At 51.5% G+C, this 23,509-nt stretch carries 21 protein-coding genes; 11 read left to right on the forward strand and 10 right to left on the reverse strand.

The window, feature by feature from the left end:
- Positions 1-240: 240 nt before the first annotated feature.
- The 3 genes from DXXMK7_RS10575 to ydfG form a co-directional block, all read right to left on the reverse strand.
- A complete protein-coding gene (locus DXXMK7_RS10575) occupies positions 241-528 on the reverse strand; it encodes a DUF1161 domain-containing protein (protein ID WP_038919053.1) in 288 nt (95 codons plus the stop codon).
- A 77-nt stretch (positions 529-605) separates the two neighbouring features.
- Positions 606-962 (reverse strand): DUF1283 family protein, encoded by a 357-nt coding sequence (locus DXXMK7_RS10580; protein ID WP_038919055.1) that lies wholly within the window; start codon positions 960-962, stop codon positions 606-608.
- A 271-nt stretch (positions 963-1,233) separates the two neighbouring features.
- Positions 1,234-1,983, reverse strand: a complete 750-nt coding sequence (gene ydfG / locus DXXMK7_RS10585; protein WP_038919056.1) for a bifunctional NADP-dependent 3-hydroxy acid dehydrogenase/3-hydroxypropionate dehydrogenase YdfG — start codon at positions 1,981-1,983, stop codon at positions 1,234-1,236.
- Between the two features lie 330 nt (positions 1,984-2,313).
- On the opposite strand from ydfG, the gene DXXMK7_RS10590 reads away from it, so the two are divergent.
- Positions 2,314-3,084: a class I SAM-dependent methyltransferase gene (locus DXXMK7_RS10590; protein WP_038919057.1), complete on the forward strand. Its 771-nt coding sequence runs from the start codon at positions 2,314-2,316 to the stop codon at positions 3,082-3,084.
- A 32-nt stretch (positions 3,085-3,116) separates the two neighbouring features.
- Here the strand turns inward: DXXMK7_RS10590 and DXXMK7_RS10595 are convergent, their stop codons facing one another.
- Positions 3,117-4,343, reverse strand: a complete 1,227-nt coding sequence (locus tag DXXMK7_RS10595; protein ID WP_038919058.1) for a glycosyl transferase — start codon at positions 4,341-4,343, stop codon at positions 3,117-3,119.
- A gap of 17 nt (positions 4,344-4,360) precedes the next feature.
- On the reverse strand, positions 4,361-5,194 hold the full coding sequence (locus DXXMK7_RS10600) for a mannosyl-3-phosphoglycerate phosphatase-related protein (protein WP_038919059.1): 834 nt from the start codon (positions 5,192-5,194) through the stop codon (positions 4,361-4,363).
- 116 nt (positions 5,195-5,310) lie between these two features.
- Between DXXMK7_RS10600 and DXXMK7_RS10605 the strand changes: the two genes are divergently transcribed.
- Positions 5,311-5,907: an N-acetyltransferase gene (locus tag DXXMK7_RS10605; RefSeq protein ID WP_082202650.1), complete on the forward strand. Its 597-nt coding sequence runs from the start codon at positions 5,311-5,313 to the stop codon at positions 5,905-5,907.
- Between the two features lie 524 nt (positions 5,908-6,431).
- Here the strand turns inward: DXXMK7_RS10605 and DXXMK7_RS10610 are convergent.
- Entirely contained in the window at positions 6,432-7,436 is a 1,005-nt protein-coding gene (locus DXXMK7_RS10610) for an acyltransferase (protein WP_038919062.1), read from the reverse strand.
- A 401-nt stretch (positions 7,437-7,837) separates the two neighbouring features.
- A complete protein-coding gene (locus DXXMK7_RS10615) occupies positions 7,838-8,356 on the reverse strand; it encodes a ClbS/DfsB family four-helix bundle protein (protein ID WP_038919063.1) in 519 nt (172 codons plus the stop codon).
- A 476-nt stretch (positions 8,357-8,832) separates the two neighbouring features.
- Between DXXMK7_RS10615 and DXXMK7_RS10620 the strand changes: the two genes are divergently transcribed.
- The 6 genes from DXXMK7_RS10620 (at position 8,833) to DXXMK7_RS10645 (ending at position 14,242) form a co-directional block, all read left to right on the forward strand.
- Positions 8,833-9,525 (forward strand): expansin EXLX1 family cellulose-binding protein, encoded by a 693-nt coding sequence (locus DXXMK7_RS10620; protein WP_038668498.1) that lies wholly within the window; start codon positions 8,833-8,835, stop codon positions 9,523-9,525.
- Between the two features lie 398 nt (positions 9,526-9,923).
- A complete protein-coding gene (locus DXXMK7_RS10625; protein ID WP_038919064.1) occupies positions 9,924-10,589 on the forward strand; it encodes a DUF3313 domain-containing protein in 666 nt (221 codons plus the stop codon).
- 144 nt (positions 10,590-10,733) lie between these two features.
- Complete coding sequence (locus tag DXXMK7_RS10630; RefSeq protein ID WP_038920968.1) at positions 10,734-11,363, forward strand: paraquat-inducible protein A; 630 nt, start codon at positions 10,734-10,736, stop codon at positions 11,361-11,363.
- On the forward strand, positions 11,356-11,976 hold the full coding sequence (locus DXXMK7_RS10635; RefSeq protein WP_038919065.1) for a paraquat-inducible protein A: 621 nt from the start codon (positions 11,356-11,358) through the stop codon (positions 11,974-11,976). The genes DXXMK7_RS10630 and DXXMK7_RS10635 overlap by 8 nt, the downstream gene beginning before the upstream one ends.
- Positions 11,973-13,637 (forward strand): intermembrane transport protein PqiB, encoded by a 1,665-nt coding sequence (locus DXXMK7_RS10640; protein ID WP_038919067.1) that lies wholly within the window; start codon positions 11,973-11,975, stop codon positions 13,635-13,637. Before DXXMK7_RS10635 ends, DXXMK7_RS10640 begins: the two co-directional genes overlap by 4 nt.
- A complete protein-coding gene (locus DXXMK7_RS10645; protein WP_038919068.1) occupies positions 13,634-14,242 on the forward strand; it encodes a membrane integrity-associated transporter subunit PqiC in 609 nt (202 codons plus the stop codon). The genes DXXMK7_RS10640 and DXXMK7_RS10645 overlap by 4 nt, the downstream gene beginning before the upstream one ends.
- 544 nt (positions 14,243-14,786) lie before the next feature.
- On the opposite strand, the gene DXXMK7_RS10650 is transcribed toward DXXMK7_RS10645, so the two are convergent.
- Positions 14,787-15,410, reverse strand: a complete 624-nt coding sequence (locus DXXMK7_RS10650) for a TetR/AcrR family transcriptional regulator (RefSeq protein WP_038919070.1) — start codon at positions 15,408-15,410, stop codon at positions 14,787-14,789.
- A 440-nt stretch (positions 15,411-15,850) separates the two neighbouring features.
- On the opposite strand from DXXMK7_RS10650, the gene DXXMK7_RS10655 reads away from it, so the two are divergent.
- The 3 genes from DXXMK7_RS10655 (at position 15,851) to DXXMK7_RS10665 (ending at position 19,852) form a co-directional block, all read left to right on the forward strand.
- Positions 15,851-16,411 carry a TetR/AcrR family transcriptional regulator gene (locus tag DXXMK7_RS10655; RefSeq protein ID WP_038919071.1) on the forward strand — a complete coding sequence of 187 codons (561 nt, stop codon included), beginning with the start codon at positions 15,851-15,853 and terminating at the stop codon, positions 16,409-16,411.
- Between the two features lie 205 nt (positions 16,412-16,616).
- The gene (locus tag DXXMK7_RS10660; protein WP_100850455.1) at positions 16,617-17,717 is read left to right on the forward strand and encodes an ABC transporter substrate-binding protein; all 1,101 of its coding nucleotides are present in this window, start codon (positions 16,617-16,619) and stop codon (positions 17,715-17,717) included.
- A gap of 266 nt (positions 17,718-17,983) precedes the next feature.
- Positions 17,984-19,852 carry a potassium transporter Kup gene (locus DXXMK7_RS10665; protein WP_038919073.1) on the forward strand — a complete coding sequence of 623 codons (1,869 nt, stop codon included), beginning with the start codon at positions 17,984-17,986 and terminating at the stop codon, positions 19,850-19,852.
- Between the two features lie 282 nt (positions 19,853-20,134).
- Here the strand turns inward: DXXMK7_RS10665 and DXXMK7_RS10670 are convergent, their stop codons facing one another.
- Both DXXMK7_RS10670 and DXXMK7_RS10675 read right to left on the reverse strand, forming a co-directional pair.
- Positions 20,135-21,568, reverse strand: coding sequence for a serralysin family metalloprotease (locus tag DXXMK7_RS10670; protein ID WP_082170937.1), 1,434 nt, complete (start codon positions 21,566-21,568; stop codon positions 20,135-20,137).
- A 425-nt stretch (positions 21,569-21,993) separates the two neighbouring features.
- Entirely contained in the window at positions 21,994-23,433 is a 1,440-nt protein-coding gene (locus DXXMK7_RS10675) for a serralysin family metalloprotease (RefSeq protein ID WP_038919074.1), read from the reverse strand.
- Positions 23,434-23,509 lie beyond the last annotated feature (76 nt).

The raw sequence follows: 23,509 nt of genomic DNA on the forward strand, positions 1-23,509 counted from the left end.
GTTTTACTAATCTGGCAGACACATTCCCTGTTCGTTATCCCAAAGAGCAGGGCATTCTTTATAGCTGTGCCTGATTATCCGTATCCGCCCGCTTTTCACTTGTCTAAATGAAGGGCAAAAAAAGGGGGAACGTTGTCCCCCGGAGATCGGTTAGCCTGTTTAAGCATTAAGCATCAACGTGTTGTATCGGTTGACTATTTCTGCCAGTGCTGCCAGTAACGACGTGTTTTCCGAAACCGGTCAGCGAGATTTGCCGGTCGGTGCCGTAGGTTGGGTCAGAACATCGGTGTCATCCGACAGGCGAATATAGACGATTTTTTGCGTATCCTGTTCGCAATGGCCAACAACCTGTCCGCCGTGCTGACTGACCTGATCATTAGGCACAATATCCAGTTCGAAACCCGATTCAGGGACACCGTTCGCGATAATCTTGCGGGCGATATCGTCACGAACGCGTTCGCAGGACGCTTGTGCCATTAGCGGTGTAAGCAGCAGTAACAACGTACCGGCCAGCATTGCTTTCTTCATCACATCCTCCTGTCGAGTCAATGGATTGCTAAGCCCAGCGATGAGCCGATAAATCCGCTGGCAGTATAGGTGAAAAATCAGGGTGTTACCGGGCGGCCAGAGCGACGATCAAGGCAACGTAATGAATTGGGCTCCCAGTAAGCATTGAAGTTGGAACTGGCTTTGCATTTCTCTTCAAGCGCTTCGGCCATATCGGCCTTGTCGAAATCTCTGTCCGCCTTGTCGACCCGTTTTTCGAGATGCTTGTTGACTTTATTACGCAAGGTGCGTGTTTCGTTCCAATCCTCGCTGCTCTGACGCGCCGCTTCTTTGGATAACGCACTGTTGCCGTTATCAATAATGATATGTTGCGCTGCCTGTGCAGACTGCAAGAGACTCAGACTAAACAGCGATGAAGTAAGAAGAAGGAGTAGATTACGTGTTTTTTTCTGCATGTTTCACCCAGACAGGAATTTCTGTAAATACGATCGTTGTCATAACCAAGAATCATTACGGCGACTATAGCATCCGCCGCCATAGCCAAACTATAACCAACCCGAAATATTCAGGAAAACGCCTTAACGCCCTCAGGGTAGCAGCGAGGCCATAATCCTGAACATTGACACGTGCTCAACAGCAAAGATAGATCCCTGAATCGCCCCGCGCTGTTGGCGTACGCGTGGCAAGCGGTAACCGCTACCGCGCCGAAAAGCCAGAACGGGGGATTTACTCGTCGCGATTAACCTTAAGACCGCCGTAGGTTTGGCTCACCGGCATCATTTCCAGCGTGTTGATGTTGACGTGCGCCGGCAGTGTCGCTACCCAGAATACCGCTTCCGTCACATCTTCCGGCGTCAGCGGGTTGGATTTATCATAAGTCTGGCTGACCTTGGCCTCATCCCCTTTGAAACGCACGGCAGAGAACTCGGTTCCGCCCACCAGACCCGGCTCAATATTGGTTACCCGCACCCGGGTGCCGGACAGGTCGGCGCGCAACCCCAGGCTGAACTGGCGTACGAACGCCTTGCTGGCACCGTAGACGTTCCCGCCCAGATAAGGCCAGTTGCCTGCAGTAGAGCCGATATTAATGACATGGCCGGCATTGCGTTTCACCATTTCCGGCAACAACGCATGGGTCATGAACACCAGCCCCTTATTGTTGGTATCGATCATGGTTTCCCAGTCGCTGACGTTGGCTTTGTGAGCCGGCTCCAGCCCTAATGCCAAACCGGCATTGTTGACCAGCACATCAATATTGCGCCATTCAGCAGGCAGAGAGGCGATAGCCTGCTCGATAGCCTGTCGATCGCGAACATCGAGACGCAGCGTGAGAAGCGCCGCGCCAAACTCGGCTTTCAGCGCATCAAGACGATCCTGACGGCGGCCCGTGGCGATAACCTGATGACCTTCCTTGATAAACCGCCGGGTAATCGCTTCACCAAATCCCGCCGTTGCACCGGTAACAAAAATAATCATGCATTTTTCCTCTTTCATTCCTGACTGCAGTGATCCCGAACTAACCTGATGACTCTGTGCTGCGTTGTCGCAAAGAGCCAGCTTCATCGTCCGCTGTGACACCATCATAACAATGAGCATACCTTAACCCTGAAGCTATCTCTATGTCAGTATTGATCTTTTCGGGAAGCCTCGCAGGCAGGATTCACACTTGCAGTATGTTGCAAACATAACCTCGGGCAGGATTCCAGCTTAGCTAAAACAGGTTTGTCACACGCGGTTTTTTCACACTATATTGCTTTGTCGAGGCAATTATTGGTTTGGGTATTGATAACACGGGTAGGAACACACATGGAAAGCAGTAAAAGTCACCAGCAGTCCGTCGAACAACAATTTGGCGAGCAGGCCAGCGCCTATCTGAACAGTGCCGTTCATGCGCAGGGAGAAGATTTGGCCGAATTGGCTCGCCGTCTGCAGGGTAAAAACCATTCCAGCGTGCTGGACTTGGGCTGCGGCGCCGGTCATGTCAGTTTTACCGTTGCCAGCCTGGTCGGCAACGTGGTGGCATGCGATTTATCGCCGCGCATGCTGGATGTCGTAGCCAGCGCCGCACAGGAAAAAGGCCTGACCAATATCAGGACTCAACAGGCGGTGGCGGAATCATTGCCGTTTGCCGACGGCAGCTTTGACGTGGTGATCAGCCGTTATTCGGCCCATCACTGGCAGGATGTCGGTCAAGCCTTGCGGGAAGTAAGAAGGGTGCTGAAACCGGGAGGCGAAGCCATCCTCATGGATGTGGTTTCACCAGGACACCCGGTGCTAGATGTGTATTTACAAACCGTAGAAATGCTGCGCGACACCTCTCACGTGCGCGATTACACGCCGGGTGAATGGCTGACGATGCTGAGTGAAGCCGGGCTGACAGTACGTTCGCTGCAAACTTCACGCCTGCATCTGGAATTCCAGAGCTGGGTGACGCGCATGCGAACCCCTGAACATTTTGTCACCGCCATTCGTGCTCTGCAGCAACAGATGTCAGCCGAGGTCACACGCCATTACGACATTCGACAAGATGGCTCTTTCACCACCGATATTGCGTTTATCGTCGTCAGCCAGGGCTAAGGGTATCGCCCCGTTGGGGGCGATACGACGAGTCATGCGCCGTGCATTTCCTGATTATCTGCTTCAACGGCGTCGTACAGCCGCTCCAGAATATCAGGGAATGCCGACTGAACCCGGTTCCAGCTGGGTACAAACGGTTTATCCCCCGGACTTTCGCTGTATGCCTGGCCGGATAGGGTAATGACATCGGCAAACAGCTCCACTGCCGACTCCTCGGTATGCCGGTCAAAATGCAGGCCGTTCATGCGCGCATCGTGTTCAAACGAATCGATCATATCCAGCGCGGTGCGGTAGTAAGTGGCGCGCAGCACCCGGAATGAATCGGTCGTGATGTTGACGCCCTGAATCGCCAGTTTGCGGTACAGCGCTTTAGTGATGTCCATTGCCATACGCTGCAACCCGGAGCTGGGGTCGTTTTCCGATATCGGCTGATGTTTGTGGTCATAGTTGTCGGCAATATCCACCTGGCAGATACGGCTGGTCGCCGTTCCCCGATGGATTTCCGACAACATGCCGATCTCCAGCCCCCAGTCGCTTGGGATGCGTAGATTACGCAGTACATGGCTGCGCATGGCGAACTCACCGGATAACGGGTAGCGGAAACTGCGCATATATTCGAGGTAATCAGAATTACCGTAAACGCTTTGCAGTGATTTTAATAGCGGGAATACCAGTAGCCGCCCGACGCGCCCGTTTAATTTTCCTTCGGCTACCCGAGCGTAGTAGCCTTTACAAAAGTCGTAGTGAAAATAGGGATTGGCGATCGGATAGAGCAGGCGGGCCAGCATGGCGCGATCATAGGTGACAATGTCACAATCATGCAGCGCGATGCACGCAGTACGACGCGACGCCAGGGTATAACCGACGCAAAACCAGACATTACGGCCTTTTCCCTGTTCCATCGGCGCCAGTTCCTTATCGGCCAGCTCCTGGCTGAGCCGGGTCAGACGGGGGCCGTCATTCCACAAAATGCGGTGCCGCTGTGGGAGTCGGGAAAAGAATTGCCGGGCAAACAGAAACTGATCGCGGTCCGCCCGATCAAGCCCGATAACAATTTCAGACAGATAGGGTACCTGAGCCAGCATATCGACAATCTTGTCCAGCGCCGGACCTTCCAGTTCTGAAAACAGGGAAGGGAGGATCAGCCCCATGCTGCTTTGACCAGAAAACACCTGCAGCTCGTATTCCAGTTCCTCTACGCTGCGTCGGGTAAGGTTATGAAAATTGGTGATAATACCATCCTGATAAAACTCACTCATGTTGTGTTCCTCCCTAATCAATCAAGCAGTTCAGCCCCATAACGGCTGATAAAATAGGTTAATCCTTCACTCCAGCCAGCAGGTCCGACTGCCTGTGTGCGATAGGATTGACCACAAAAATTGGGTGACAACGTCACCTTTTCGCTAACGCGCCCTTTAATGATGACGGCATAATCGGTTGCCTCCAGCAGCGAAATATCATTCGGTCCGTCACCTAAACCGAGGGTGACCAACGACGAATGGGCTGTCGATTCAATATGTTGCCTCAGCCAGTTCACTGCTACGCCTTTACCGATGCCTTCATGCATCACGTGAAAAAAACGGCCGCCTTCGGTCAGCGACAAGTGTTTTTGAGCCAGACACGCCCTAAACATTTCCAGTGATACCTCATCCCCTTGCCACAGCACGGGTTCTGAGGCGGTGCGTTGGCGAGCCAGAGCAGCTTGCGACAGCGTTAGGCCGGTGACAGCCGCCACAGTGGCATCGTCCATGTCGCTAAAACCTCGGAACAGAAAACCATACTGCGCGCGTAAAGCCTGTAACTGTCGGCAAATATCGGGATAAGTACGTGAAGTGGGCGGTCGTGATGTCTGCAACCGTGTTTGCCAGGATGCCGGCAGCAGGATATGCGCGCCGTTTTCCGCGATGGCCGGCATGTCGTGCAATTCCAGTTCCTGCTGAATCGACATAATTTCTGCCGCGGTTTTACTGGTCGTGATAACCACCGGCACACGGTGGGACCGCAGTTGCCTCAGCCACGGGAGAGCCTCATCCCAACGATAGGTGTCATGGTCCAGTAGCGACCCATCAAGATCGGTAAAAATAACCCAGTTTTTAGTCAATTCAGGCATTTCGTCTCCTATAGGCGCTCGACAGGTATTGATTTATCCAGAGTACGGCACAAGACAAACTGACATGCGGATCGGGCGGGAAACGCTATTAGACTGATTATTTTGATGAAAATGATTTGAGTGCTCTATTAAGCCTATGCACAGATCACCGTTTTCGCAAATTCAGCGCCAAAATGACCGCTGAAGCAAACTGCTGGCGAAAAATCAGGGCTGAGCATAAGGTAAAAGCTATTGATGATCTCAATCGAAAGAGAATGTTCATGACGACCAGGATGCAAGATCTGCGGCTGTCCACAGCCAGTAAAGCCGATTACCGATGGATAGAAGAGTTAAGCAGAGCAAATATGATGGATTACTATCGGCGTTATGGCCTGATCTGGAATGGAGAACGTTACAGTACCTTACTGCATTCACTCGATGTATTGGTTATCTGTTCTCACCAACAGAGCGCCGGGTTTGTCAGCCAGCAGATTAATAGCCAGGATTCATTTTGCCTGATAAACGATTTGCAGCTTTACCCACAATGGCAAAAGAAAGGCATTGGGACATGGGTATTAGAACAAATCGAAGGGCAAGCACAGCAACAGGGGCTAAAAAGCCTTCGCATTTGTGTCTTTCGGGATAATCCGGCCAAAGTCCTTTATCAGCGTCATGGGTTCAGGCCAGTCAGTGAATCGACGGAGATCCTCAGACTGGAAAAAACATTATATTGAATGGATTTGACCAGCCGGAACGCCAGAACCCGCCGGATCTCACCATAGTTCGCATAATGTATATTATGTTAAATTGAATTTGGCGGGAAACTAGCTCATTCAAGTCACAATCAATCATACACTTACCCTTTCCACGCCGTTGCGTTGTAGCCGAAGTCAAGGCTCACACAGTTGACATTAACCCAGCCCGATCGGATAGATGCTTAAGAACCATTAGTTCACTACTTTGACTACTGTCATCCTCCCTTCCAACAGAATATCTCTTTCCGGATTGTGATGAGTCATCCCGTTCCAGTATTTCTGTGTGGCCACACGGATTCAGCGCTCAGGTGCCACCCATCAGTCCTGAGGAGATTACTATCCACTGTCACTTCTACAGTTGCATGTACCTTAGGGGCACAAAATGATGCATTTCGGCACGTGGTTGTCCTTTGCAGGTAACACTTTGCCTTATCGGCTCCTCGCCGCCGCCTGATTGCATCCCTGACACTGCTGCGATCCGGTTCGCGGTGAAGCGCCGAAAATCACACAATTCGTCTTAAGTAAGGGACTTTTTTTATAAAAAAAACCGAAACCACGCAACATGCGAAAACAATCATGGACATCAACGGTATGGAGACGATGGAATAATCGATCCATCGTCTTGCGGCCAGATAATAAAAAACCTCAATAAAAACAGGATGAATTAGATAAATACCCAGACTAACATCAGATAAAAACCTCAATTTATTGCTATGAGACTTACGCAGGCGGGTAAATTTCAAAATCCACATAACAGAAATAGACATAGCTATAACGTTAAAACTTAAATAGCTATAAAAATAAAGACCTATTTCTTTTCCTGAAAAAGACGATAGTAAATAGTAACCAATACAAGTTAAAGACAATGAAATTAAAAACAGAAAGATATAAAATGAAAGATGTTTGCTGGTATGTTTTTTTGCGATCAGATGACCACAGATGTAATATGGAACATAATAAATGAATTCACCAACAAACAAGAAGTCACTATTCCCGATTAAAAAGTTATACATGTCACTTAGAGAGCAAAAAACAAACATCAGGAAAACGAAAAACAACAGCCGTTCTTCACTCATATTAGCCACTAACACCCTAATCAGCGGAGTGAACATATAGAGCCCTATTATCATGTACAAAAACCACATATGATAATAAGGCCTTCCATTCATGACGCTTTTTAGTATGTCGCCCTCCCCCTCACCATTTAATTTGGCTTTAAATAAACTCCATGAAATAAAGAAAAAAGACCAAAATAATAATGGAACCAATATCTTACCTATCCTTTTTTTGTAAAAATCAGATAGGTTTTCGATCCTTCTAGGAGAAAGCAATAGCGCCCCGCTAATCATAATAAAAACAGGAACACACCAACGAACTGATGAATCATATAAATTACCCGCCCACCAGGAAAAAGTCCCAAGCTCGGCCTGGGTTACCGTATAAGCAGAGATATGCAAAACAATAACAGCAAAAGTTGACACAATCCTCGCTATATAAAGCCATTCCATTTTATTATGTTCTCTTTGTTATACTTATGATAAATAATCAATAATGCATTATATTTTATAGATAATAATTAGAACTTACCCTAACCAATAACTGTTGATTGGTGTGACCGGAACGTATCCCCGGATAGCGCATTTTTAACGGACAGGGGAATCGTCCGGATCAATAGCCAGGCGTAACGAACACCCCGAAATACGTAAAGATATCGAGGCTACCCAGATTAAAAAATGGCAATTAAAATGATCCTAATGGGATAATGGCTCAATCATATCACAGTAAAAATAGCATTCCACGCATAAAACACGCTTACTGGCATTATAAAAGGAATTTTTTCCTAATTGGTTTGTGAGCGTGGTGTCATCGTTCCACACCACCTTCCGGCTGACGACATGTCAGCACGGTCTTACTTTAAGCGAATGTGATTATTTTTCGCCCACTGCCTTAATCTGCCATTAGCATTGGCATAAGGCGACGACGTGTTAAATGAGATCATGCGTCCCATTGTCCATTTGCCATACCATGACTTTCCATACAGTTCTTCATTAGTGCGCTCATCAATAAGCTTCACTATTTCATCTTTTGCCGACTGGAGATCGTTTATTAATGACGGGTAATTTAATTCTTTGTAATCCATGTAAAATTTCTGTGCCAGTAGCCCAAGTTGATTCCACTTATAACCGGTTTCCGGGAAGTCGACAGGCTGACCTCTTGCATCATCGGTAATCCACTTTACCACCAGCGTGTTCCATCCCAGCAAATACGCAACAAGATCACACACGCTCATCTCCGTGCCTTTTGCATGGCCATCCATCGATTTATCCGAAGTGAGTTCAGGCGGAATCGCGTTAAGGTAACCGATTAATTTATTGAAATTTTTATCAATAGCGGAGAGCAGCTCAGACTTTGTTTGTGGGACACCCATCAAGAATTCCCTCTCAGGTTTAAAACAGATGATATGAAGGCAGTGTCTGGTGTTTGAAAAGCAATCAATTATGTACCACTCATCACAACAGGGGAAGACTCATGAGAAAACACGGGTTCAGAGCAGTGCCGGGTGCATGCGCAACGATGAGTACGGGCATTACTGGTGATGATGCCCTGATGCTAAGGCTCACCGGCCAGGCTGGCATGAACACTCCCGACCGCTGTCACTAATTTCCAATCAGTTCTTGATTGAAGATGATGAGTATCATTGCATTACATCATGTGATTTCCCTACTTATTCCTCCTGACGCTATATTTAATCAACGCCATGACAAATAATTTTTTCATGATGAATGGTTACTCTATTAATTAATTTTGAGACTTATCTCATTCACTGAAATATAAATATTTAACAATGTTAATATGAAGCAGGACGTGCTTCTATCTTACATCAAATAATATATGGACGTGAATATGATGAAATTCAAAACGGCTTTATTAATATCTTCAGTGTTATTACCTCTGTCCCACAGTTCTCAGGCTGCCTGGGAACTTGGCGATATCTGCTATGGCTATGCGACCGCCACGGGTTCGGGTTATTCCGGCGGCGCTTTATTGTTGGATCCGATCCCTGCCAATATGGAGATAACCGCGTTAAACCGGACGCAACTGGACTATAAAGGTGTTAAAGCCGCACTCGCCGGCGCTTATCTCAAAGTCACCGGACCAAAGGGAAGTACTATTGTATATGTTACTGATTTATATCCTGAAGGTGGCGATTGCGCACTGGACTTGTCATTCAATGCGTTCGAGAAAATTGGTAACTTGCAGGATGGGAAAATTAATATCCAGTGGGAGCTGGTAAAAGCGCCGGTAAGCGGCAATGTGGTGTACAGAGTTAAAGAAGGTTCTAATCCTTATTGGGCGGCAGTACAATTCAGAAACGTCAAATATCCAATTATTGGAATGAAGTATCTGCGAGGCAGTCAGTGGGTTAGTGCGCCAAAAACAGATTACAATCACTTTATTCTGGAATTCGTTGGCAAAAATGATATTCCGATCGAATTTACCGATATCAAAGGCAATATATTAAGCGATACGCTTCCGCCGATGTCAGACAGCACGTCATCCGCCTATTTGATCACCGGAAAAGTCCAACTGCCCTAATCTCCATGATGACAAGATGCCCTTGAGTAATGAGAGTTGCCGGTTATACCGGTAACTCTCTTTTTAGTCCCCTTCGCTTTTTTCATTAAATCGCAATCGCGACATTCGTGTTTTTGTCCGCAAGCCGGCTATCCACGCCGTGTGTTTCTAACCGCACAGCGTGCTGCCCACCGACACCCTCACCTGCCGATCTGACAACCAATACCATGCGGCATGCCCGCAACATTCCCTTGACAGTTCAAGAATGCCAATGCAAAACTATACCGTACAGTTCAGTTAAAAACTCGGCACGATCTTATCGCTAACCGGGGAGCTAACACCGTGTAGAGAAGGTTTCCGCCTTCATCAGGGAAGTGTTACGTCATCAACAACAAGTTCTTTATTACAGGATATGTCAAATGAAAGCATTCGCCCGGGCCGCCCAGCCAGCCATCGTGACTCTCGCCATCTTTTTGGCCGGTTGTTCTGGTAGCCAGCAACCCTTACGCTACACCGGTATTGGGTCATCAGCCCAGCTGACCCCTAACAGTGGTGATGCATCCGACCGAATCCCCTTCAGGTACGCCGCGCCGGTGGACTGGAAAAAGTACAACCGCATTATCATTGAGCCTGTCGTGGTTTATTCAGGCAGCGACAATCAGTTTGGCGACCTGTCCACCGCTGACAGGCAACAACTTGCTGCCTATATGCAAACAAAGTTCGAAGAGGCGCTGCGCCCGCGTTTCAGAGCAGCGACAGCATCTGCGCCAGATGTTTTACGTTTGAAATTGACGCTTACCGGCGCGGAAACCACCACGCAGGTTGTCGGGACATTCACCAAATTCGACTTGGCCGGCGGGCCTTACAACATCGTGCAATCTATCCGTGGGAAAGAAGGCATGTTCAGCGGATCGGTGAGTTACGCTGTCGAGATCTACGACTCTACTTCCAATCGCTTGCTCCATGCCTATGTCGCCAAACAATACCCGAACGCTATGAATGTCTCTGCCAGCATTGGCTCGTTGAGTGCGGCAGAAGTCGGGCTCGATAAAGGCGCGGAAGAGCTGGCCGGCATCCTGAAATAAGCGATTCCCGTTGACCGGCAGAATCGCCCGCGACGCGTTCCCGTGGGCTCCTCGCGGTTATACCGGTGAATGTTAAAGACCACAGATAACCGAAAGCCGGTTATCTGTTTCACCTCTTAAATCTTGCTGAGTCTGTCCGCCGCGATGAAAAGCTACCCGTATTTGATCGCCTGCCCACACTGCGGCTGCGTGTATCGCCTCCGCCCTCTGGTCGGCAAAGATGTGGCGCAATGTGGGCGTTGTCTGACCATTCTTTATCGCTCACCCCCGATGGATCCGGCACGTTTACTCCCTCTGGCCTTTGCTTGCGCCGTCACCTTTTTGATGGCCAATGCCTGGCCGGTCATGACGGTGAGTTTTCATGGGCTAACGCATGACGTGACGCTCTGGCAATCCATGTGGTCGCTTGCTCAGGGCGATACCTTCCTGCTGGCGTGGTGTGCGGTGTTGTTCCTTATTCTTGCCCCTTCATTACAAATCATGCTGTTAACCTGGATTTTGTTGTTCGCAAGCGCCGGTCGACGAGCGCCGGGCTTTATTGCTCTCATGAAAACGCTGCGGTGGCTACGCCCCTGGAACATGATGGAAGTGGGCCTGCCCGGTTTTCTGATCGCAGCGGTGAAACTGTCCGGCCTGCTGGATGTTGCTGTCGAGCCCGGAGGGTGGTTTCTGGTTGCCTCATTGATGCTGGTTCTGATGATTACCCGTCAGGATAATCATTGGCTTTGGTCGCTTGACTCAGCCGTTCATCGCGGAAGGACGCATCATGCATAAAGCGCCTTCAGCTCGTCAGATGAATGTCTGCGATTGCCCGGTTTGCGGTCTGGTTTGCGACGCGCCGGCGCCGAATGACAGCGCAGCCCGTTGCCCACGTTGTCACACCCGGCTTGATGCACATTCCCCGGGAAGTACCGCCTTGTCGTGGGCTTTGCTGCTTGCCGCCCTGATTCTTTATATTCCGGCCAATACCTTGCCGGTGATGTACACCAGTCTGCTCGCCAGCGCCGGCGAAAGTACGATTATGACTGGCGTTATCGACTTCTGGCAGCACGGCTCGTATGGCATCGCCCTGATAATATTCATTGCCAGCGTCGTGATTCCTTGCATGAAATTCCTGTCCCTGATGATCCTGCTGGTCACCGCGCGTCGAAAAAGCGTATGGGCAAGACGCGAGCGCACCCGGCTCTATCGCATAACGGAATGGATAGGCCGTTGGTCCATGCTGGATGTGATTGTCGTTGCGGTGGTGTGCAGCCTGGTTCGTTTTCATACGCTGGGGGAAGCGGAACCCCGCCCCGGCATTCTGTTTTTTGGACTGGTGGTTATCCTGACCATGCTCTCCGCCATGAGTTTCGACCCGCGTTCGATCTGGGAGGATGAGCAATGAATCAGATGTTACCAGGCGAGATCACCGCCATTCGTCGCAACTGGCGTCATGCCGCGATCTGGTTCGTCCCGGTTATCGCGCTGGCGATCAGCCTCGCCATGCTGGTTCAGTCTCGGCTGGCCGCCGGTCCTGACATCACCCTTTCCTTTCGCGGTGCGACAGGGCTTGAAGCTGGTAAAACCACGGTCAAATACAAAGACGTTACGGTCGGAATAGTAAAAGATATCGTTCTTAACGATGACGGTTCCCGTGTACTGGTCAGGGTTCAACTAAACAAAAACGCAGAGAATCTGGCGCGTACCGGCTCACGGTTTTGGGTAGTCAGGCCACGCGTGGGGATGAGCGGCGTCAGCGGTATTGATACCCTGTTGTCCGGCGCCTATATCGGTGTGGACAAAGGCTATTCCTCGGAGGCCCGGCGCGAATTTACCGGTCTGGAAACCCCTCCTGCCATTATTAATGACATGCCCGGCAGCCACTTTGCCATTGACGCCGACGATTTGGGATCGCTGGATATCGGCTCACCGGTTTATTACCGCCGGGTACAGGTTGGGCGCCTTGCCTCTTACCATCTGAAAGAAGACGGCCGTGGCGTCAGTTTGCAGGTTTTCATTGACGCGCCTTATGACCGACTGGTGCAGCCTGACACCCGTTTCTGGAATGTCAGCGGCGTCGACTTATCCGTCGGCACCAACGGCTTTCGCCTGAAAACACAGACCGTGGCGGCGGTGCTGGCCGGCGGCATCGCGTTTGCCACACCGGATGGCAATAAAACGCCGGCGATTACCCCCCCTGTTAGCTATCGACTGGCGCAGGATCAGGAATCCGCCCTGTCGGCGCCGGACGGACCGGCAATTCCATTCCGGCTTCGGTTTGAACGTGCTTTGCATGGTCTGGATGTCGGCGCGCCGGTAGAATTTTCCAGTGTTACCATCGGCCGGGTCGTGGCCGTCACGCTGGATTATAATCCCACCGGCTATCGTTTCCCGACGGTAGTGGATGTTGAGGTGTACCCCGCACGTCTGGGGAGTTTGCTGAATAAACTGTCTGGTTCATCGTCATCGGCACCCTCTTCGCCGGCAGAAACCGTCAACAGAGCCGCCCAATTCACCCGCGACCTGGTCGCCCACGGGCTGCGGGCCCAAGCGGTTCCCGGTAACCTGTTAACCGGGCAGCTGTATATTTCATTCGATTTTGTGCCTGATGCCCCCAACGTTCCCTTTAATTCAAACGCTCGCCCTATCGAATTACCGACCGTCAGCGGCGGGCTGGATAAATTGCAGGCGCAATTGGGCAGCATCGTCGCCAAAGTTAACAAAATGCCGCTGGAGTCCATCGGCAACAACCTGAACAACACCCTGGTTGAACTGAACAAAACGCTGCGGCTGGTCAATAGCCAGACATTACCGACGGCGAACAGCCTGATGAAACAAACGCAGCTGACGACGGAAAACGCCCAGGAGCTGATAGCGGAAGACTCGCCATTGCTGATTCATTTTACCCAGACGTTGCAGGAAGCGAGCCGGACGCTACGCACCCTGAGGGAATTTACCGAACAGCTGGAGCGCAACCCGGAGTCGCTGCTGCGTGGGCGTACACCGGCTCCGACCCCTGACGCAGCGGATGACCGCGCTACTTCGCCCAAAGGAAAACATCCATGAGATTGATGCTGCCGCTGCTCGCTGTCATCACGGTTCTGACGCTACCAGCCTGCCGTTCCCCACAGGTTCGCTACCATACGTTGGTTCCCCCTGCCGCCGGTGTGGTATACCCGCACCCGGCGTTATTCGAGATTGATTTATTACCGATCGAGGTACCGGCGCAGGTGGACAGGCAGCAGGTGGTAATTCGCGATGGTCAGGATGGCGCCATGATTCTTGACGACGATCGCTGGTTGAGCCCGCTGAGCGATGAGATTCACACGGCACTGTCATCACTGCTGGTCCAGCGGTCGGGCGCCCAAAATGCATCGGAGCAGCCCCTGCCGCGCGATATCCCGGTGCTGCGGATCCGAATGCAGATTCGACGCTTTGACAGCTGGCCCGGTCAGTTCGTCTCGCTAGACGCCGACTGGAGTCTTAGCGTCAAAAACGGAGATAAACGCCTGAAACTGTCTTGCCGCAGCCAGTTAACGGAAAGCGCCGTCGGCGATAACGCGCACCTGTTTTCTGCCTGGCAAAAGATTATTGCACAGGTTGCGACGCAGATGACGGAAACCGCCCGGCGGTGGCAACAACATGAGGGCAACATAGCCTGCCAATCGTGAAACAGAAAAGCGGTATGTAAATAAACAGAAGGAACCAACCGAGTGAGGCGTCAGTGCAGTGATGGCAGGCGTTTCCTGAAACAGGAGCCAGTTCGGTTACCCGGTCTGGTTCCTGTTTCATACACAGAGGCGTCGCGTTAAATATGACTGCCGATGGACAGGCAACCGTTCAGGATCATAGCAGCCATGATGATGCAAACCAGACCAACAATTCTCATGTTCTTCCCTCACTCATAACCGAATAAGATGGCATCTCCCTAGAACAGGGAGACACAGCCGGTCAGCATACAGACAGCCGCAGTAAATCCTGCCAAAGCCAGAATTCTCATGCTCTATTCCTCAATAATTAAACTGTACGGTTTAGTTTATATAAAGAAAAAACACTGTCAAACCGCTGATTGTCTGAAAAGAAGCGGATAAAAGCGCGCTCAGCGCGTCATGGTGTGGCACCGGAGGTGTCGGAGAACCGACGATGGTCGATGGGAACATCAGTAGCCGGCGGGGATTCATTTTCTAAATAAGTCGCCGGCCTGCGAGTGGCTTATTAGTCTTTCCGGAAAGAAGCGCCATGCAGGAAAAGCTCGACGCCGTTTCTCACCATTTCCCCGATCCGCGCCGGCGAACAGTCGGGCGGTTCACGCTGCAGTAGCATCGCATCCGCTTCCGCTTTGACCAACGCCGTAAACTGTTTGGCCCTTAACGCGGGATCTGCCTGAGTCAGCTCACCTTTTTGCATGGCATCGGCCATGAGATCAGCCAGCCTGGCCATACTCTCTTTCGTCCCCGAGCCCTGAAATAACTCGCCAATGTCAGAATGGCCGGCCTCGCCAACCACAATACGATAGATTTGCAGCGCCGGATTCCCGCCGGTCAGCACATGCATCATTTTCTCACCAAACCGCGTCAGCTTATTCTCCAGGGAAAGCAGCTCCGCTTCCGGCGTACTGAGCTCTGCCGCCGCCTCCGTCAAAAAGCGCGTACTGTAGGTGCGTACGATCGTCTCAAATAACTCTTCCTTTGAGGTGAAGTAGTTATAGAGCGTTGCTTTCGATCCCCCCACACGCTTAGCCACTTCATTCATGGATGCCCGCTCGTATCCGGTTTCCTGAAAAAGCTGAGTGGCGGCATCAATAATCGCCTGCCGTTTTTCCTCGGTCAGTGTTCGCATTACTCCTCCTCTGGCACCTGTCCGGATGGTTCAGTCAGCGTTATTTTTAGGTAACCGGACAGTACAGTTTAATTATGTCGCAGTATGCCATATTTCAGCAGTTCAAGAAACCGCACGGCGTCGGCCATCCCCCCTTATTCGCAAGACGAATGTCGATAGCAGCGCATTCAGCACTTAAAATTGTACATTTGTATTAAAATAGATATTTAAGTTCGTAAAGTTAAATTTTATAAAAATAAATCAGAATTAAATTCTTTATAGAAGATAACAAATGGTTTTTTGATCCAAAAGTTCATTCTGTTTTTTTGAGCAAGACTGTCAAATCCACGCTATTCTCTTCTTACTGCCGGCAAGGATACGATGCAGGCCAGATTACGGAACGCCGATATTGCCCGCTTTCATCGTGGGCTGGCGTTCCCGCTGACGCCCGGAGAGGAACCATGAGATCGAAAAGCGAAATCACAGCAGAACAGCTGATACGCAGCGCAGCGACCATCATTCGGCGTGATGGCCTGCACGCCTGTACACACCGGGCAGTCGCTGAAGAAGCACAGATGTCGCTAGGCGCCACCACCTACCACTTTAAAACGCTGGATGACCTGCTGGCCGCGGTGATGCATCAGGCGATTGAAGACTTTGCGGTCAGCACCCGGCATTGGCTTTCTCTGCACGGAGCCGACGATCCCGCCGGGATCCTGACCGATTTCGTCTTCTGGACTATCGGCGAGCGCTCAAGGCTGACTCGTGAATATGAACTGTTCGTCGCTGCGGTTTCCCGCCCTCTTCTGCGTCCACACGCTGCCGAGTGGCTACAAGCTCACGAAACGATATTGGGCGAGCATTTCGGTTTCAGCCGCCCGGTGTCACAGGCGGCGGTATCGTTCACCGATGCCTGGTTGATGCGCGGTATTCTGAGCGGCATCGATGATTTGCCGGATGCGGCGGTGATTCGGGCGGCTTTTCACGCCATCGTCACCAACAGGTCCGCCATCGGCCCTTAAGGTACACCTGTGCGGGTCACGGTCACCCGCCACTATTGAAACGAAACATGTTCCTCCGGGGCGGCCAACTGCCCCGGCAGGCATGGCTTTGCCGGTAATAACCAACCGGCGAAACTGGAGCAGTACCTACACGGGCAAAGTACCTGCATGGGAAAAGTACCTACACGTAACCAAGGACTATCGTATGAAGAATGTGAATAACGCGATGAAGGCAGCCGGGCTGATGCTGGCTCTCGCGGGAGGCACGGCCGCCTTTTCAGGGTATGCCGCCACCACGCCGGAGCAGCGCTCGCTGGACCAGATTTACCAGAGCGCGCTGAGAGAAGGCGGCGTGGTTACGGTCTATGCCGGCGGTGATACCGCGGGTCAGCAGGATGGCATCAAGCAGGCGTTCGAGAAACGCTTTCCAGGCATGACGCTGAATGTCATCGTGGATTACAGCAAGTTTCATGACGCCCGCATCGACAACCAACTGGCTACCGACAGCCTGATTCCGGACGTTGTACAGTTACAGACGCTGCAGGATTATCCGCGCTGGAAAAAAGAAGGCGCGTTGCTGAACTATAAACCCGCGGGTTGGGACAAGATCTGGCCGGCATTCCGGGATCAGGACGGTGCCTGGACCGGCGTTTTCGTCGATGCGTTCAGTAATGTGGTCAACACCAAACTGGTCGATCAGAAAGCCTGGCCGCGTGAAGCCAATGATTACCTGCGCCCGGACCTGAGAGGGAAAATCGTCGTCACCTACCCGAACGACGACGATGCCGTGCTGTTCTGGTTCAAACAGGTGGTGGATAAATACGGCTGGGATTATGTGGCGAAGTTCAGCGAGCAAGAGCCGGTTTACGTGCGTGGCACCCAGGCACCGGCGGACGATGTGGAAAGCGGCAAGTCCGCGGTAACCTTCTCCACTGACGGCGCGCTGGTTCCTGACGCCAAAGCCAATTCCCGCTTTGTGCTGCCGGCGCAAGATCCGTTTGTCGCCTGGGCACAGCGCGCGGCGATCTTCAAACAGGCCAAACACCCGGAATCCGCCAGGCTGTATTTGAGCTGGCTGCTGGACCCGAAAACGCAGACCGACGTCTGGTATATGTGGTCGGTTCGCACCGATATAGCGCCGCCGGCCGGTTATAAGCACATTTGGGAATACAAGAATGCCAGTCCGGAAGCGTTTGAGCGTTTCATGAGCGACCGGGCGGCAGTCGAACGCTTCAGAGCGCAGATCGGTCTGTATCTGGGCGAAGTCAAAGGCGAACCGTCGCCGGGCTGGCTCGGCCTTCACCCGGAACAGGCGTTGCCGCATTAAGTTATCCGCCACGTAACACGTGAGCGTATGACATACCGCTCATTTGCCAGGGATTCCGATGTGTCTCGGAATCCCTTTTTTATCGTTGCTGAAAACCCATTCCCGCCCCTAAGCCAGGCTTCATCACGCCTCGCGTCACTCATGTCACTTTATGTTTTCTGATGTTATCCAGAATTTCGGCGCCGTCACGTCCGGATGAACATAACAGTCTACACTATGATTACACGGCATTTTTCCTGATTCTAACCATTCACCGGGATGTGCATATGACACATACGCAGCAAGAAAAAGCACCAGGTTTGCTGGCTATTTCCGCACTGGGCATTGTATTTGGCGATATCGGTACCAGCCCGCTTTATACCTTCAATACCGTGATACAACTGGCCGGCGACGCCGCCCGACCGGAAACCATACTGGGCCTGCTTTCCACATTGTTCTGGACGTTGATCATTGTTACTTCCATCAAGTACGCATTGTTCGCCATGCGGATCGACAACAAAGGCGAAGGCGGCGTGCTGGCGTTGATGTCGCTGTTGCAGAATAACCAGGCCAAACGTCAGAAATGGATTATTGCCGCCGGGCTACTGGGCGCGGCCTTTATCTATGGCGACGGCGCGATCACGCCGGCAATCTCGGTGTTGTCGGCGTTGGAAGGGCTGGAACTGGTGTTTCCGGAAACCGCCAATTACATCCTGCCGCTGACGATGGTCCTGCTGGTTCTCATCTTCGCCATTCAGCCGCTGGGCACGGACAAAATCAGTCGGTTTTTCGCACCGGTGATGTTGCTGTGGTTTGCTACGCTGGCTCTATTGGGCATCAAGAGCATCATTGATTATCCGGCCGTACTCTGGGCGCTGAACCCCGTCCACGCGCTGACATTTTTCGCCACCCACGGGCATATCGGCCTGCTGATTTTGGGCGGCGTGTTTCTGTGCGTCACCGGGGCGGAAGCGCTGTATGCCGATATGGGGCATTTTGGCCGTAAGCCCATCTGGATTGCCTGGTATGCGATAGCGCTCCCCTGCCTGCTGCTCAATTATGCCGGTCAGGCGGCATTTATCTTATCCGGCACCGATGTTAACAATAATATTCTTTACCGCCTGTGTCCCCCCGCGCTGCAAATACCAATGGTTATTCTCGCCACGCTGGCCACCATTATTGCCAGTCAGGCGATTATCTCCGGCGCGTTCTCCATGACGCGACAGGCGATTCAGCTTGGCTGGCTGCCCAGAATGAAAATCACCCAGACGGCGGAGCAAAGCTATGGGCAAATCTATCTGGGCACCGTCAACTGGCTATTAATGGTGGTCACGCTCAGTCTGGTAATTTTCTTCCAGTCTTCGGAGCGGCTGGCCGCCGCTTATGGCATTGCCGTTTCCATTACGATGCTGATGACGACGTTGTTGCTGTATATGGCAATGCGTAAGATTTGGCACTGGAACAAGATGCTGAGTCTCGGCATCACCGCCATTTTTATCCTGATCGACGTGGGATTCTGCGTCGCCAACATGCTGAAAGTGTTCGACGGCGGCTATGTTCCGCTGCTGCTGGCGATGCTGATTTTCTGCGTGATGTTTATCTGGCGTCAGGGTGTGACGCGCGTATCGCAAACCGTGGCGGAAAAAACGCTGCCGGTAGACGAGTTTCTTTCATCGCTGCAGGCTGATGGCATTTCACGCGTACCGGGCGTCGCCGTATTTTTAACCCGAGTGCAGAATGTCGCGCCGCCGGTGATGCGCTGGCATGTCAAACGTAACCAGGCTTTGCATGACAAGATCATCGCCCTGACCATTCAGGTGCTGGATGTGCCGCGCGTCAGGGAGGAAGACAAACTGGTACTGACCGAAAAACTTCCCGGTTTCTGGCAAGGCGTGGCCTACTACGGATTTATGGAGAAGCCCAATATTCCCGAGCTGCTCAAGCAAACGCCGCCGCTGAAAGCGTGTGCCGATCACGAATCCGTGACCTATTATATCGGCCATGAATCGATCGTCGCCAAAGACAGTGCGGACGCCCTGCCGCGCTGGCAATCCTACCTGTTCGCCTGGATGATGCGAAACTGCCTGCATGTCACGGAATACTACCAACTGCCGGGTAATCAGGTGATCGAGATCGGTCGACGCATCGCCATCTAGTCATTTACAATGCGGGGCAGGCATATTCCCAGCCTGTCCCCCGCGTTTCGCCCGACGTCTTCCTGTTTGATAAAGAGAAGACTGTAAGACGTTCGCATCATGGGTAGAATCCGCCTTTCCTCTCCTGCTTGGCGATAAGCACACCACTATTTCAGGTTGAGTGGGGAGTATTGAAGATATAAGTATGTTGTAACTAAATTGGTATAAAAAAGGTAAAACAACATGGGGAAAGGCTCAGCGAGAAATAAAGGGCGGAGAACCCGCCCTTTGGTTATCAGTCGGTTACACAACGAAATCGGCTGTCTGTGATACCTGACCTACAATTTTCACCAGGAATTCCGGCGAGGTATTGTTATCAAGGTTCAGATAAAGGTTGCTGACATTGGCTGATGAATCCCAGTTGAGCAGGATCTCACCACCGCCGCCGCTGAACTGATTAACAAAATGCAGGTTATTACCGGTGTTCAGTGCAGAAAGGTCGATTTTATCGACACCGGTCTGGAAATCGAGAATCCAGTCCGGCGCCGCCACTTTGGAGTCGGATACCGCGGTATACACAAAGGTATCACGACCGCTGCCGCCATACAGACGGTCTGCCCCACCCCCGCCGTACAGGATATCGTCGCCGGCGCCGCCCTTCAGAATGTTGTCAGCGCTGTTGCCGATCAGCACATCGTTGCCGGAGCCGCCGATGGCATTCTCAATGGTCACGCCGTGCGCGATCGACACGTTGCCTTTCAGCCCGCCGACATCAGACAGTGACCCTTCGTTCAGGTTGATACGCTGGTTGTTGCTGTAACCAGAGAAATCAAAGGTATCGTTGCCGCCCGCATCCCATACCGAGAAAATCAGCGCTTTGCTGCTGCTGGTCGCGGTGTAGAAATCACGATCGGTGTTGGAGTTGAAGCCATAGACGGTATCGCCGGTGCGGGTGGTCATGTTGGCGCCGTACAGGCGCTGAATGGCTGCGATATCATCCAGCATCGGGCCGGCGGCATAATGGCCTTTGAAATCCCCACCGGTATTCTTCTCACTCCAGTAGCTCATGATGCTGAACTGACGGGTATCTTCGGCATAGGTCACATCGCTGTAGCTGGGGTTCCCTTCGCCGGCGTTATAGTCGCCCGGATGATTCAGCCCCAGCGCGTGGCCGATTTCATGCGTCAGCGTCTGACGGCCGTACTCCATTTTGTCCGGGCTGCGAATGTTGTCCACATTGTAGTTGTACCAGGTGGTGCCGGATGCGCTGCCGCTGCCCGGCAGATAGGCATACGCCTGCGTGCCGTAATCCAGACGGCCGCTGGAGTCACGGGTATAGTTGCCAAAAGTGACGTTGGCCGACTGATTCCCTGTCACTTCCGTGAAGGTGATGTTGGCCAGATCAGACCAGGACTGTAATGCCAGTTTGGCCTGAGCAACCTGTGCGGCATTGAATTTGACAAACCCGGTATCGCCATCCGGTGTGGAGCGCGCGGACTGAAGAAACTTGAAGGTCAGGTTGGCGGATTTACCAAATACATTCGAACCATTCCAACTGACGTTGTCACGGGTAATTTGTTCGCCCGCATCCTCAATCGAATAGGATGGTTTGCCGTTAATCGTCAATCCATTTCCTCGCCCGTGATAATGCAACAGATCATAAACAGAGTCATAGCTGCTGCTGGCAGATAATGAATGCAACGCGTCATCATCACGTGAAGACAGATTTTTTTCCATAAAACCCTCATTGGTATAAATAATCAGAAAATTCCATAGCCATTAAATTTTAGATAAAGAACATCTCTGCCAATTTAATGGCATATTTTCGGCATATAATCTTGATGATATTTAACGAAAACAAACAGCGCCATCACTGGCGCTAATATTTATATAAGCCACTGTAATGTTTTTGTAAAGGTTCATTGGTTAATTTTCTATTTATTGGCGATTTAGCCCACAGCTTCAATATGGTGCTAATTGATTAAAATGAAATAAGTTATTTGAATGGCGGGAAATAGAAAGAAAAGGAAACGATTGCTTTTTTAAAGCTGAAATTAAACGCAAGGCGAAATCATTTCACAAATAAACCTTTGGCAATTCGCAATATATTATTAATGAAACAGGGCAGATAAACTGCCCTGAGCAATATTTTCAGAATATCATTACACAATAATATCGGACTGTGTCGCCTGACCGACGATTCGTACCAGGAAGTCTACCGAGCTGTGCCCAGCTTCATGCAGCCACAGGTTGGTGATGCTGTTGGCCGCATCCCACTGCAGCATCACTTCCTGTCCTTTGCCGGTGAACTGATCCTGTACAAAGCTCAGTTGGCCTTCGCTGCGGAACGCCGACAGGTCGATTTTATCAATACCTTTCTGGAAATCGGCAATCCAGTCATACGCCGCTACGGTAGAGTCCTGACCGCTGCCGTAAACGAACGTATCACGCCCGGCGCCGCCGTACAGCGTATCCGCACCGGCACCGCCGTACAGCACGTCGTTGCCCGCGCCGCCCTGCAGCACGTTGTCGGCGCTGTTGCCCACCAGAATATCGTTGCCGGAGCCGCCAATCGCGTTCTCAATGGTCACGCCGTGCGCGATCGACACGTTGCCTTTCAGGCCGCCGACATCCGAGAACGAACCTTCATTCAGGTTGATACGCTGGTTGTTGCTGTAGCCGGAGAAGTCGAAAGTATCGTTGCCGCCCGCATCCCATACCGAGAAAATCAGCGCCTTACTGCTGCTGGTCGCGGTGTAGAAATCACGATCGGTATTAGAGTTGAAGCCATACACGCTGTCACCGGTGCGGGTGGTCATGTTGGCGCCATACAGCCGCTGAATCGCCGCGATATCATCAATCATCGGCGCGCCGCCATAGTGACCGTTATAGTCAGCGCCGGTTTCATTCTCGCCCCAGTAACTCATAATACTGAACTGGTAGCTATCCTCGGCATACACGGCATCGTGATAAGACGGATCCCCTTCGCCGGCGTTGTATTCACCCGGATGCGCCAGGCCGAGCGCGTGGCCAATCTCGTGGGTAAATGTCTGACGGCCGTACTCTTCCGACCCCGGATTACGGATATTAGACTGGTTATAGTTGTACCAGCTGCTGCCTGCGCCCTGATAATTTCCCGGATAATAGGCATAAGCCTGAGTGCCATAATCCAGGTTGCCATTCGCATCACGCGTATAGTTACCAAAGGTGATATTGGCAGACTTATTTCCCGTCACTTCGGTGAACGTCAGATTTGCCACGTCCGACCAGGATTGCAGCGACAATTTCGCCTGCTCAATCTGTTCGGCATTAAATTTCACAAACCCGGTATCGCCGGATGGAATGGAACTGACTGATTGCAGAAACTTAAACGTCAGATTGGCTGATTTGCCAAATACATTGGTTCCATTCCAGCTGACATTCTCCCGGGTAATTTGCGCCGCAGCCTGGTCAACGGAATAGGATGTTTTGCCATTGACGGTCAGGCCATTACCCCTGTCGTGGTAATGCAGGAAATCATAAACAGAATTATACGCACTGCTGGTATTGGCCGATAATGCGTGTTGAGCGTCATCTTGACGTAAAGACAGATTTTTTCCCATAAAATCCTCTGGAAATAGCATAAAGAAATACTGTCACTCTTTATTCAGGGCGAACAACGCCCTGCCGGAATGACAT

Origin of the sequence: Dickeya sp. MK7 (assembly GCF_000406305.1) — a bacterium.
In the GTDB taxonomy this organism is placed as follows: Bacteria; Pseudomonadota; Gammaproteobacteria; order Enterobacterales; family Enterobacteriaceae; genus Dickeya; species Dickeya fangzhongdai.